This window comes from Prauserella sp. PE36 (assembly GCF_003311655.1).
Lineage (GTDB): Bacteria > Actinomycetota > Actinomycetes > Mycobacteriales > Pseudonocardiaceae > Prauserella_A > Prauserella_A endophytica.
Window position 1 is genome coordinate 69,027 of the sequence record NZ_QEQT01000046.1, and the last position, 12,552, is coordinate 81,578.

The following is a 12,552-nucleotide window of genomic DNA, read 5'->3' on the forward strand; positions in this document are numbered from 1 at the left end:
GGAGGAGTTCGTATGACGACCACCGGGCCGTCGAACGCACGGCAACCGGGCGAAGCCAACAAGACCGTGCCGTGGTACGAGCTCGTCCACCAGGACGCGGTGGCCGTGCCCGAGTACTTGCGCGAGGCACACCACTACGTCCCGCGTAACACCGAGATCCCCATCGAGCGGTACACGTCGCGGGAGTGGCACCTGCTGGAGAAGGAGCACCTCTGGCGCAAGGTCTGGCAGGTGGCGTGCCGTGAGGAACATCTGCCGGACATCGGCAGCTACATCGTCTACGACATCGCGGGCGACAGCTACCTCGTGGTGCGCACGCGAGACGGCATCAGGTGCTACGTCAACGTGTGCCTGCATCGGGGCCGCGTGCTCAAGGACTACGACGGCCGGTGCAGCGAGTTCCGATGCAGCTTCCACGGTTTCACCTGGCGCCTGGATGGCTCGCTGCGATCGGCGCCCGCCCGCGATGAATTCCCCTCGGTCAAGGAGGACAGCCCGCGCTGGCGACTGCCGGAGGCGCGAGTCGGCACCTGGGGCGGCTTCGTCTTCATCAACCCGGACCCGGACGCCGAACCGCTGGAGGATTTCCTCGGCGACCTGCCGAACCATTTCGCACGCTGGGACTTCGAACACCGTTACCTCGAGGCGCACGTCGCGAAGAAGCTTCGCTGCAACTGGAAGGTCGCGCAAGAGGCCTTCGACGAGGGGCTGCACCTCGGCGCGACCCACCCGCAGTCGTCACCGTACGTCGGCGACATCAACGCCGCGGTCGACGTCTACGGCAACTGGGCACGGCAGATCAGTCCGTCCGGCACGCCCGTGGAGGACCTGCCTGCCGAGGTGACCGATGTGGACATCATCAAGCGCATGCTCGATGTCCGTGAGGGTGAGCCGTTGCCCATCCCGTTCCAGCAGGACTCGACGGCGCGCAGCAGCATGTCGGCCGCCGCGCGCGAGCGGTGGCGGGCCGCCCTCGGAGACGAGGTCGACGAGATCTCCGACGCCGAGCTGCTCGACCACTGGAACTACGCGATCTTCCCCAACCTGCATCCATGGGGTGGCTACAACCGGATCGTGTACCGCTTCCGCCCGAACGGCGACCGGCACGACGAGTGCATCTTCGAGGTCATGTTCCTGACGCCGTACCGGGGCGAACGGCCGAAGACCGCCGAGTGCACGTGGGTCGATTTCGACGAGTCGGCAACCAAGGCAACCGAGCTCTCCACGCTCGGGATGGTCATCGACCAGGATTGCTTCAACATGGAGGCGGTGCAGCGAGGGCTCATGGCCAGCCGCCGGTCGCACGCCACGATGTCGACCTACCAGGAGGCGATGATCTGCTGGCGGCACGACCTGCTCGACGATTGGGTCGGTAAACACCGAGACGGTGATGCGCGATGAGCGCAGCAAGGCCGCGCTACGCCGACCTCGCCAGCGACGACGTCGCGCAGGGCGCGATCCGCAACCCGTGGAACCCGCGGGCCGCGTATGTCTTCGACGAAAGCACCGGCACCGTGCTGGTGACGATGGGCTCGCGCTGGGGCAGGTTCACCCCGGTCGGCGAGCACGTCGAAGGTCCGCTCTTCGAGGCCGATCCCGAGCTGTGCATCTGGATGTCGCGCACCCGGCCGAAGAACCATCACCGGACCAGCCGGGTCGTCGACATGTCCGGCGAACGGTGAGCACACCGACCGATACCCACGAGACGGGACACGAGATGGACGTACTACCTGCCGCCTACATCCGGGGCACGTGGCAGATGGGCGACGAGGCCGTCACCGTGACCGACTCCGCGGACGGCACCACCGTCGGCGAAGTCAGCCTCGGAAGCACTGAGCAGGCCGCGGCGGCTGTCCGGGCCGCCCACGAGGCATTCCCGGCGTGGTCGGCGACCACGCTCGCGGAACGTAAGAACATCCTGCGAGCGCTCATGACCGGCCTGCAAGGCCGTAGTCAGCGCATCTCCGACTCCGCCACCGCGGAGGTCGGTAGCGTGTCGGCGTTCTCGCTGCGGGTGCAGGCCGGGCTCCCGGTCCGGGCGCTCGAAGGCACGATCGATGCGATGGACGCGATCGCCGAGGTGGAAGACATCGGCACCTCCCGGGTGCAGGGACTGCCGATCGGGGTGGTAGCGGCCATCGCGCCGTGGAACTACCCGCTCTACCAGATCATGGGCAAGCTCGCGCCCGCGCTGGCCGCCGGTTGCACGGTGGTCGTCAAACCGCCACAGCAGGCACCGTTGACGGTGTACGACCTCGTGGCTGAGCTGGAGAACGCCGGGGTCCCGGCGGGCGTGGTCAACGTCGTGCAGGGCCGTGGCCCGGTGGTCGGTGAAACCTTCGCCGACCATCCGCTGGTGGACATGGTGAGCTTCACCGGATCCACCGCCGCCGGTTCGCGGATCGCGGAGGTCGCGGCCCGCTCGGTGAAGAAGGTCGCGCTGGAGCTGGGCGGCAAGTCGGCGAACGTGTTCGCCGCCGACGCCGACCTCGACCGCGCGATTCCGGGAGCGGTTCGGTACTTCCTGATGAACAACGGGCAGACGTGCTCCGCGCTGACGCGGCTGATCGTTCCGCGCTCTCTGGCCGCGGAAGTCGAGGAACGGCTGACCGCCGAAGTCGAAGCGCAGGTCGTCGGCGACCCCCGCGACGCGCAGACCACGGTGGGCCCGCTGGTGAGCGCGGCGCAGCGGCGCACCGTCGAGGGTTACATCCGCAAGGGGCTCGGCGGGGAAGGCAGGCTGCTCGCCGGCGGGCTCGACCTCCCTGCCGAGTTCCAGGATGGCCACTACGTGCTGCCGACGGTCTTCACCGACGTCGACCCGAAGGCGACGATCGCCCAGGAGGAGATCTTCGGGCCCGTGCTCGTCGTCCACGTGGTCGACGATGAGGAGGAGGCGATCCGGGTCGCGAACGACTCGCCCTACGGCCTCTCGGGCGGCGTCTGGTCCGCCGACGAGGACCGCGCTGTCGCGATCGCCCGGCGCATCCGTACCGGACAAGTATCGATCAACGGCGCGCCGTTCAACGCCGCCGCGCCCTTCGGTGGGTTCAAACAGTCCGGCTATGGACGCGAGCTCGGCCGCCACGGCATCGCCGAGTACCTGAGCCCGCAATCGCTCCAGTTCCCAGCCCACCGGGAAGCTGAGGAAACGAGAGAACGACCATGACGCAGACGCACTCCTCGCAAGCCGGGGCCGGCACCGTCGTCCCGCTCGACGACCGGCTGGCGATGCACCGCCTGATGCTCGAGATCAGGTTCTTCGAAGAAGCCTGGACCCGGCTGTTCTTCGCGGGCAAGACCGGACCCGGTCACTCGTCCATCGGGATGGAGGCAATCGCCGCCGCGTTCGGTGTGCAGGCCCGTGAAGGCGATACGACGTACGCCACGTACCGCGGCCACGCGCACACCCTCGCTCGCGGCGTCCCGATGAAGGGCACGATGGCCGAGCTGCTTGGCAGGTCCACCGGGATCAACGGCGGCAAGGGCGGATCGATGCATCTGACCAGCGTGGAGCACGGGATGATGGGCTCCTACGCCATCGTCGGCGCCCATCTGCCCGTCGCGGCGGGCACCGCGCTCGCGGCGAAGTACCGCGGTGAGGACAAGGTGACCGTCTGCTTCTTCGGCGACGGCGCCACGAACATCGGCGCGTTCCACGAGGCGTTGAACCTCGCCGCGCTGTGGGAGCTCCCCGTCGTCTACGTGTGCGAGAACAACCACTACATGGAGTACACGCCAATCACCGAGGTCACGGCCGTTCCGCGACCCGCGGCCGATCGGGCCGCCGCATACGGACTGGAACCGATTGTCGTGGACGGCAACGACGCCGACGCGATGTACGTCGCGGCGGCGAACGCGATCGATCGTGCCCGGCGCGGTGGTGGCCCGTCTCTCATCGAAGCGCTCACCTATCGGCATCTCGGCCACGCGAGCTCCGATCCGGGCAAGTATCGCCCGGCGGAAGAGGTGGCCAGCTGGATGAAGCGCGACCCCATCTCGATCTATCGTGATCGGCTGCTCGGCACGGGCGTCGACGAGGCCACGCTGGAGGCGATGGAGCGGGAGAGCCGGTCCAAAGCGGAAGAAGCCGCGTCGTACGCCGTGGCCGCTCCGCTGCCTGATGTGAGCACTTTGGACACCAACGTGTGGGCCGATGGAGGTTCCCAGTGGCGGAAATGACGTACCGGTCCGCTGTCACCCGCGCGATCCGGCAGGAGATGCGTCACGACGACAGCGTGTTCCTCATCGGCGAGGACGTCGCGAAGGCGGGCGGCGTTTTCAAGACGACCGGTGGGCTGCTCGAGGAGTTCGGCCCGCGGCGCGTGCTCGATACGCCCATCTCCGAGCAGGCCATCGTCGGTGCCGCGATGGGTGCCGCGGCCGCCGGGCTGCGGCCGATCGCGGAGATCATGTTCGCGGACTTCGTGATGGTGACCCAGGACATGGTGGCGAACCAGATCGCCAAGGCGCGCTACATGAGCGACGGGCAGCTGACTCTCCCGCTGGTCATCCGGTTCGGCTCGGGCGGTGGCCTCCGGTTCGGCGCACAGCACTCGCAGAGCGTGGAGAACTGGCTGATGGCGATCCCCGGTCTCAAGGTGGTGGCGCCGTCCAACCCGGAGGATGTCATCGGCCTTTTCGCGGCCGCGGTCCGTGATCCCGACCCGGTCATGTTCATCGAGCACAAGGGATTGCTCGCCACCAAGGGCGAGGTCCCCGATGGCGACATCGTCGACGAGTTGGGCAAGGCCAGGATCGTCCGCCGGGGCAAGGACGCCACCATCGTCGCGGTCGGCATGATGGTCCACCGGGCGAGAGAAGCGGCCGAGGCGCTGACCGGGCACGGGCTCGACGTCGAGGTGATCGACGTGCGCTCGATGGTTCCGTTGGACATGACCACGATTCTCGAGAGCGTTCACCGGACCGGCGCGCTTTTCACGGTCGAGGAGAATCCGCGATTGTGCGGTTGGGGTGCCGAGATCGTCTCCATCGTGGTGGAGGAGGCGTTCGACTCCATCGACGGCGCACCGATCCGGATCACCACACCGCACATCCCGCTGCCGCACGCCGGAGTCCTGGAGGACGCCGCGATCCCTTCGGTCGATGGGATCGTGGCGAGGGTGGCCAAACACCTGCTCTGACCGAGACCTGCTCAGACGTCCAGCAGGAGGCGGCGGGACAGGCAGCGGGACACGCACACGAACATCGTGTCGCCGGCCGCCCGTTCCTGCTCGGTCAGGATCGAGTCGCGGTGTTCGGGCGTACCCGCCAGGACCTTCACCTCACACGTGCCACAGATTCCCTCCGTGCAGGCGCTGAGGACGTCCACCCCTGCGGATCTCAAGGCCTCGAGGACGGTCGTGTCCGGGCCGACCGTCACGACGGTGCCCGACCTCGCTGCTTCGACCTCGAACGTTCCGCGTCCCTCGGGCTCGACGGCGGCCTGCGGACCGAACCGCTCGACGTGCAACGTCCCTTTGCCGGCGTCGGCGTGGAGCTTTTCGACCTCGGTTATCAGGCTTGCCGGCCCGCAGCAGTAGATCGCGGTGCTGTCGTCAGCCGCGCGCACGACCGACTCGAGCGGCAGCAAGCCGGTCTCGTCCTCGGGTAAGACGTGGACCTTGTCGTCGTAGGACTCGGCGAGCGTATCCGCGAAAGCCATCGCGGATCGTCGTCGCCCGCCGTAGACGAGTCGCCAGTCCGCCCCGGCTGAGTCGGCCGTCGCGACCATGGGAACCAACGGCGCGATCCCGATCCCTCCCGCCACGAAGAGGTACCGCGGTGCGCTCACGAGGGGGAAGTGATTACGTGGACCGCGGGCTCGCACGGAGGTGCCTGCGGTGAGTTCGCGGTGCACGGTGGCGGACCCACCGCGTGACTGTTCTTCGAGTAGCACGGCCACCTGCCAGGAGGCGGCATCGTGCGGGTCGCCGCACAACGAGTACTGCCGCACCAGGCCCGCGCCGAGAACGAGGTCGATGTGCGCTCCGGGCGACCAGCGGGGGAGTGCGGATCCGTCCGGCCGGCTCAGCGTGAGCACGCACACCCGGTCAGCGACGGTTCGCCGCGTGCTGACGACCAGTTCGAACTCAGCGTCTCGGTGAGCGTCAGGCGTGGACCTCATAGTAGAAACTATACATGCCATAGAGTTACTAGGGAATCAGGCTCAAGTCGAGACAAGGATATCGGTGTACGATCGCCGAAGAGTTTATACATCTAAAATCAAGTAAGCGGAGAGGGCGCTCACCAGCCTGGGCGTGAAAACGCCGGGTATCGACGATGCGGATGACGGGGGCGCGGCCGAGGACATCGAGTTGTTGTTCGGGTCGGGGTCGATCAGCTGGGTCACGATCGAACGGTGGCAGGCTGAAGCGCCCCAGGCTTGATGCCCCGCTGGCAAGTCCCCGCTAGCGGCGTCGAACGCATCCGCGGTGAAGTCATCGGCCTGTGCTTCGGCAACGCCGGACACACGCAGCCCTTCCGCTTCACCGGTCGGCCCACCCGTGGACAGGCGCACGTGGAGCGGTTGCCCGCGCGAGTTGTGACGCTCCCGCGCGGGCTGCTAGCCCTGGAACCAACCCCGCAGCGCGCCGATGTAGCTGGCGGTCAGGCGCGCGGCGATCTCGGACTGGGAGAGCTTTGCCTCCTTGCGAAGGTCGCCGATCTCGCGGGGGTCGAAGATGATGTTGCTCAAGAACAGGGCGTACTCGAGCTGATCGGTCGGGAGCCCCAGTTCGTCGAGGAGGCTGCTGACCGGCCGACGCCACGCGCGTTCGGTGGCGACGATCGTGTCCGCACCGGCATGGAGCCGTTCAAGATAACCACGGCGCGAGCGCAGCTGCGTAAGGGCGGCACCGTGCTCCTCGAGCAACTCCAGCCACTTCCCGAGGACGGCTTCGAACAGCAAGCGTCCCTTGAGCGCACATTCCTCGCTGTATTCGATGAGCTCTCCGACGACACCGAGGCTGTAGGCGGCCAGGACATCCTCGATGGTCGAGTAGTACCGGTAGGCCGTGGCCGGACCGATCTCGGCGCGTGTGGCAATCGCCTGCATGGTCAGCTCATTGGGCGTCTCACGGGCCACCTCGCCAACTGCCTGGAGGAGCCTCCGACGGTTTCGCCGGGTGTCACTACGAAGCCGCCGTGGCGGACCCGACTTGCCCGCGTCTCCGCAGACGCTCACCTGACCACCTCGGCTATCCCAGCACGCAGAATCACAACTCAGTTAACAAGACGTTCTCAGATGAGTCAACATGCCTCATCTCGGACGTCCCGCGCCGCTGCTCTCGCTCAGCGGATCTGAAGTCGTTCACCGGCGTAGGCGCGAAGGCGATCGAGCCCGGTGAGCAGCTCGGCCTCGGCGGTCGCGAAAGAGATCCGAACATGTCCTTCACCCGTCGGGCCGTACTCCGTTCCCGCGCGGACCATCACCCCATGTTCCGCCAGCTCCGCGGTCACCTGGGCGGCGGGCAGCTCCGCGTCGTAACCCAGGAAGGCATAGAACGCGCCTTCGGGTGGCGAGAAACGAAGACCGGGCGCCTCGGCGAGCTCCTTGACGACGAGATCCCGGCGAGCTCGGTACGCGTCCAGCATGGGCTGGATCGCGTCCGGCGGCAGCCGCAGTGCGGCGAGTGCCGCGTGCTGCGCCGCCGTGTTCATCGATCCGTTGCCGGACCGGTGGGCGTGTGCGGCGGCCGACACGACTTGGGCGGGCCCGACGAGAAACCCGACCCGCCACCCGGTCATCGCGTAGGTCTTCGAGAAGGTCTGCACGTAGACGGTGCGACCCCGAAGCGATTCGATCTCCAGCGCCGAGCGGAAAGTGTACCCAGGGTAGACGAGACGGTGATACGCCTCGTCCGCGACGACGAGGGTGTCGGTGCCGTCGAGTAGCCGCCCCAGCTCGGTGAGCTCCTGCTCGCCGTGAACCACACCGGTGGGGTTGGCGGGATTCGAGAAGATCACCATCTTCGCACCCGGGAGGGCTTCGGCGAGCCGGCCGAGATCCCAGTGCAGCGACTCGTCGAGCGGTACGAAGTCGACGACACCTCCCGCCAGGGTGACCAGGTCGGCGTAAAGGGAGTACGCGGGCTCCGGCACGACCACTCTGTCCCCTGGCCCGACCACCGCGAACACCACCGCCGACAAGGCCGCCGTCGCGCCGTGCGTCACCAGCACATCCGCGGCGGACCAGCGCCCCGTGTCGCCGCAAAGGCTCTCGGCGATCGCCTCGCGGAGTTCGGGAAGGCCGTTCTGATCAGCGTAGTGCGTGTGCCCGTCGCGCAATGCGCGAACCGCGGCCTCAACGATTCCGGGCGGGGTCGGGAAGTCAGGCTCGCCCATCGCCAAGGAGACGACGCCGGGGCGTGCCGGGGCGAGCGCAGGCCGGGTGGAACGGCGCCTCAGCTCCCGAATTCGGGGGGCGAGTGTCCAGTGCGCGAGATCCGTCATCGGCCTGCCCCCGTCGAGGCATTCGCCCTGGCCGCGAGGATTCGCGCGCGCAGGCCCTCCTCTGCGTCGGCTACCGCGCCAAGCCTCGCACCGATTTCGGTGAGACGGCCCTGAGGCACAACCACCACACCGTCGGCGTCACCGACGACGACATCACCGGGCCCGACCACGACGCCGCCCACGGCCACCGGTTCCCCGACCGCGCCGGGCCCGGTCTTGAACGGGCCCGCCGGCGTCGCCGCGCGGGCGTACACCGGCAACCCCTGCCGGGACAGGGTGGCGACGTCCCGGATGGCGCCGTCGATCACGGCGCCGACGACTCCGGCCGAGATCATGATCTCACCGATCAGATCACCGATCAGGGCACGCGTGCTGTCACCGCGCCCGTTCACCACGAGCACGTCGCCTGGTCGCGCCTCATCCAGTGCCCGATGGATCGCGAGATTGTCCCCCGGGCGTACATCGACGGTCAGTGCGTGGCCGACCAGGGCATCGTTCCCCGTCAGCAACCGAATTCCGCCGTCCATCACGGTCATCCGCTGAAGCACGTCGCCCACGTTGGCAACCGAAACGGCGCCGAAGGGTGCGAGGAGATCGGGATCAGGTCTCTTCCATGTGGGCGCGACCCTGATGTTGTCCGTTGCCGCAGAAATGAACATGTATTCGTGAACCTGGCTTTCTTCTAGACGTTGCCCGGCGAAGGCGGCCCGTAGTCGGTCGCCTTCTGGCTTGCGGATCCTGCCGTGGACGAAGTTCCGTCCTTGGCTTGACGCCTCTTCTCGGTCTTGTCGATGATGTGGGCGCCCACCATGTCGCCGGTCACGTTGCACATCGTCGACACGCTGTTCAGCAGAATGTCCACTCCGGCCACGATCCCGACGACCTCCAAGGGAAGCCCTGCCTGCGTGAGCATGATGGAAAGCACCACCGGACCTGCCCCGGGAATCCCAGCGGCACCGATCGACACCAAGGTCGCCGTGAGCACGAGCCCCGCCATGGCGGTGAATGACAGGTCCTTGTCCACCACGTTCGCGGCCAGCACGGCATAGGCGCCGAGACGAAGCGCCGCCCCGTCCATGTTGACGGTGGCCCCGAGCGGGAGAACGAAACCGCTGACGTTCTCGGCAAGCCCGGCCTTCCGGGCGCACTTCAGCGCCACCGGCAGCGTGCCCGAGCTGCTCCCCGTGGTAAAACCCGTCACCAAGGCCTCGGAGGAGTTCTTGAAGAAGCGAAGGACGTTGACCCGGAACAGCACGAGCAGCAGGACGTAGACAACTGCGATGTGGACCGCTATCGACCCGTAGTACGTTCCGATGAGCGTGCCCAGCGTCACGACCGCGTCGAGGCTCTGGCCGCCGATCGTCGAGGCCGCGAGTCCGAACACGCCGACTGGGGCGTACTGCAGGATCCCGTCCAGGATCCGATAGGTCACGTCCTTCGCCCCGGAAACAAGATTCAGCAGACCTTCACCTCGACCCGAAACAACCGAGTCGTTCGCATGGCGCATTGCTGAAATCGCGAGCCCGACGATGATCGCGACGAATATCACCGACAGCATGTTCGCGTTGGCGAGAGCGCTCACGATGTTCTCGGGAACAATGCCGAGGAGTACATCGGCGGCGGACGTCGTCTCGGGACTCTCTATTTTCTCCTGGGGCAACGACATGCCTGCGCCGAGGTCGACGAGTGACGCGGCGCCCAGTCCGATGACCACCGCGACCAGGGTGGTCGACAGGTAGTACAGAATCGCCTTGGGTCCAATGCGGGCGAGACTGCCGGGCGAACCCATGTTGACCGCCCCGATAAGGGTTACCACAACCAGTGGTATGACGATCATCTGCAGTAGGCGCAGAAACAGCTGGCCGAGCGGGGAAAGCGCACTGGCGGACGATCCGAAAACAGCCGCTACGATCAGTCCCAGAACAAATCCAGCGGCCAGTTTTACTATCAGTGACGTGTCACGATAGTACTTCCATATGCGTAGCATGCAGCCTCCTTGCGTGCATGGCTGTGGACCGTGCGCGCCTGTCACTTGGTGGCGGAAGTCAAAAGGCGCGAACTGATCGGTGTCGAATCAGCGCCGGGTACGCGACAACAGCGGCCGGCGCGTCGCTCCCGAGAACCGGCGAGGTAGCGAACCGGCTGGTCGAGGCTGGCGCGGCCGAGCCGGTGGTGGCAGCCAAGCCGATCACTTCCCAAACTAAGACATCAATCTCAAGTGAGAGGAACCTACGACATGTGTCGACGGTCGTCAAGGCGTACCGTTCGTTTCCGGTGGAACACGCCTGCGCCGGTGGGAGGCTCGTCAGTGGGCAGTGCTCGCCGTAGGTTTCGGCGTCGTCGGCATCGTCGTTGAAGGCCGCGACGCCGCTGCTGACGCTACGTGGAAGAACAACGCGGGTTCTCCGGCGGTGCAGACGTACCAGCCGGCACCATCAAGCGCTCGGGTGGCCAGGCAGGTGTTCAGCGCGGCCCGGCTGCGGGTGTGGGTGCGGTCCTACTGTGTGACCGTCCGGCACAGGGCATTGTGGCGGAACGAGGACGGCAGGCCGTTCCTGCTCAGTGCGCCGCGAGCCCGTGTGGGTGGTCGGCAGGCCGCCCCGGCGAGTCGTGCGGCTGCGCCATGAGCGGATCAAGGCCGGAGCGGTTCCAGGTCGCGGTCTTCGCCACCGCGACGAGCGACTTCGCCGCCAGGCACACGGACTCGTCGAACAAGCCGGGCGTGCCTCTACGCCAGCGCGGGCCACGGTCAAGCCACACCCTCCCGACGGCCTGTCGGCCGGACGGTGCCCGCGGGCACCGGTCCACCAGCGCCGACGCGAGCCCGGCGCGGACTTGACGACTCCATCCGTGCCGCAGACGGCACGACGGAGCTCGACGTCGTAGCCCAGGAAACGCAGCGTTCCCTGGCGGTGGACTCGGTTGGCGCGGGGTGGACCGGTTCGAGGGACGCGGGCCAGTGCGGCCCGGTACTTCAGGCAGGCAGAGCGGAAGGTGTGGCGGACAGGTGCCTCCCGCAGGCCCGCACGATCGCGCGTTCCCGCGCCGTGGGGGTCGCCTCGGGCAAGCCCCACGCGGCTCGTCGCGCACCACCACCATGCACACGTGGCCGACGCGTCGGGTTTCGCTACCGGTGGGCAGGCTGAGCCAGAACCTGGCGCCTTCCGCGGGCCTTCATCCCGCGGTCAGTGCTCGTCGAAGAAGGCCAGTACCCGGGGGAGGACCACTTCTGGGGCTTCGAGAAGCGGGCTGTGCCCGATCTTCGGCAGCATCCAGAGCTGGGAGTTGGGCAGGCCGTTCGCCAGTTCCTCCGCCCATTCGGGTGGCCTCGCGATGCATTCCTCGCCCGAGATGACGAACGTGGGGGCTGTGATGTCCTCGAGGAGGGGAAGGGCCGACCGTCGTCGGATCACGCCGGCCATCGCGGGTTTGAGCTGTGGTGTCAGCGCGGCGATGCGTGAGGTCCAGAGTTCGACGATCTCGCGTTTGGCCGGGTCGTTCAGCGTGGTCTCGCCGAGCATGATCCGCATCGTGGTCGCGAGCACGTCGTCTACGAATCCGCGCTCGCCGACGTTGTCGACCCATTGCAGGAACTCCTCCAGCTGTCCGGGGGGTTCCGCGCGCGCGGACGAGCCGGTGATCACCATGGACCGGATGAGATCGGGGCGGTTGGCCGCAACCCGGACTCCTACGTCGCCGCCCATCGAGGAGGCGAGGAAGTGCGCGTGGGTGACTCCGAGCGTGTCGAGCAGGGATTGGATGTCACCGGCGCAGCTCTCCACGCTGATGATGTCGCGGGGTGCCCCGCTGCTTCGTCCCTGTCCGCGAAAGTCTGGGCGGATTACCCGGAACCGGCCGGAGGCGGCCTCGGTGAACCCATCGAACTGGCGGCCGTCCAGGAAAAGCGAGTGCAGGCACACCACCGGGACGAGATCGGCCTCCCCGGTGTCCTCGACGTGAAGCTCCCCGTCCGCCACAGCGATCCTACCCGCGCTGGTCATCGCTGACTCCTCTCGTCTCTGTCGCGGCATCGCCGGCCGTGGGCTTTCGCCCACCGCTGTGCGACTGTGCCACTTTGACACTGATTGGATACTTTGA

The 12,552-nt window shown here is 67.2% G+C and carries 13 protein-coding genes; 5 read left to right on the forward strand and 8 right to left on the reverse strand.

Annotation, left to right across the window (positions count from 1 at the left end):
* Window positions 1-12: 12 nt before the first annotated feature.
* From DI005_RS08605 to DI005_RS08625, 5 genes are read left to right on the forward strand one after another with little or no spacing between them, the layout of a single operon-like run.
* Window positions 13-1,401 carry an SRPBCC family protein gene (locus DI005_RS08605; protein WP_113641765.1) on the forward strand — a complete coding sequence of 463 codons (1,389 nt, stop codon included), beginning with the start codon at window positions 13-15 and terminating at the stop codon, window positions 1,399-1,401.
* Window positions 1,398-1,682, forward strand: a complete 285-nt coding sequence (locus DI005_RS08610; protein ID WP_112267739.1) for a hypothetical protein — start codon at window positions 1,398-1,400, stop codon at window positions 1,680-1,682. The genes DI005_RS08605 and DI005_RS08610 overlap by 4 nt, the downstream gene beginning before the upstream one ends.
* A 35-nt stretch (window positions 1,683-1,717) precedes the next feature.
* Entirely contained in the window at window positions 1,718-3,169 is a 1,452-nt protein-coding gene (locus DI005_RS08615; protein ID WP_113641766.1) for an aldehyde dehydrogenase family protein, read from the forward strand.
* Window positions 3,166-4,182: a thiamine pyrophosphate-dependent dehydrogenase E1 component subunit alpha gene (locus DI005_RS08620; RefSeq protein ID WP_113641767.1), complete on the forward strand. Its 1,017-nt coding sequence runs from the start codon at window positions 3,166-3,168 to the stop codon at window positions 4,180-4,182. The genes DI005_RS08615 and DI005_RS08620 overlap by 4 nt, the downstream gene beginning before the upstream one ends.
* A complete protein-coding gene (locus DI005_RS08625; RefSeq protein WP_199542664.1) occupies window positions 4,179-5,144 on the forward strand; it encodes an alpha-ketoacid dehydrogenase subunit beta in 966 nt (321 codons plus the stop codon). The genes DI005_RS08620 and DI005_RS08625 overlap by 4 nt, the downstream gene beginning before the upstream one ends.
* Before the next feature lie 11 nt (window positions 5,145-5,155).
* On the opposite strand, the gene DI005_RS08630 is transcribed toward DI005_RS08625, so the two are convergent.
* The 8 genes from DI005_RS08630 to DI005_RS08655 all read right to left on the reverse strand — a co-directional run bounded on the left by DI005_RS08630 (window position 5,156) and on the right by DI005_RS08655 (window position 12,455).
* On the reverse strand, window positions 5,156-6,127 hold the full coding sequence (locus tag DI005_RS08630; protein ID WP_112267730.1) for a PDR/VanB family oxidoreductase: 972 nt from the start codon (window positions 6,125-6,127) through the stop codon (window positions 5,156-5,158).
* Between the two features lie 84 nt (window positions 6,128-6,211).
* On the reverse strand, window positions 6,212-6,520 hold the full coding sequence (locus DI005_RS38155) for a hypothetical protein (protein ID WP_158559793.1): 309 nt from the start codon (window positions 6,518-6,520) through the stop codon (window positions 6,212-6,214).
* Between the two features lie 45 nt (window positions 6,521-6,565).
* On the reverse strand, window positions 6,566-7,087 hold the full coding sequence (locus DI005_RS08635; protein ID WP_233520053.1) for a TetR family transcriptional regulator: 522 nt from the start codon (window positions 7,085-7,087) through the stop codon (window positions 6,566-6,568).
* A gap of 206 nt (window positions 7,088-7,293) precedes the next feature.
* Window positions 7,294-8,454 (reverse strand): pyridoxal phosphate-dependent aminotransferase, encoded by a 1,161-nt coding sequence (locus DI005_RS08640; protein WP_113641770.1) that lies wholly within the window; start codon window positions 8,452-8,454, stop codon window positions 7,294-7,296.
* Complete coding sequence (locus DI005_RS08645; protein WP_112267724.1) at window positions 8,451-9,113, reverse strand: RraA family protein; 663 nt, start codon at window positions 9,111-9,113, stop codon at window positions 8,451-8,453. The genes DI005_RS08640 and DI005_RS08645 overlap by 4 nt, the downstream gene beginning before the upstream one ends.
* Before the next feature lie 23 nt (window positions 9,114-9,136).
* Complete coding sequence (locus tag DI005_RS08650; protein ID WP_113641771.1) at window positions 9,137-10,441, reverse strand: dicarboxylate/amino acid:cation symporter; 1,305 nt, start codon at window positions 10,439-10,441, stop codon at window positions 9,137-9,139.
* A 572-nt stretch (window positions 10,442-11,013) separates the two neighbouring features.
* A complete protein-coding gene (locus DI005_RS38160) occupies window positions 11,014-11,169 on the reverse strand; it encodes a hypothetical protein (RefSeq protein WP_158559794.1) in 156 nt (51 codons plus the stop codon).
* A gap of 470 nt (window positions 11,170-11,639) precedes the next feature.
* On the reverse strand, window positions 11,640-12,455 hold the full coding sequence (locus DI005_RS08655; RefSeq protein WP_112267720.1) for an alpha/beta fold hydrolase: 816 nt from the start codon (window positions 12,453-12,455) through the stop codon (window positions 11,640-11,642).
* Window positions 12,456-12,552: the final 97 nt, after the last annotated feature.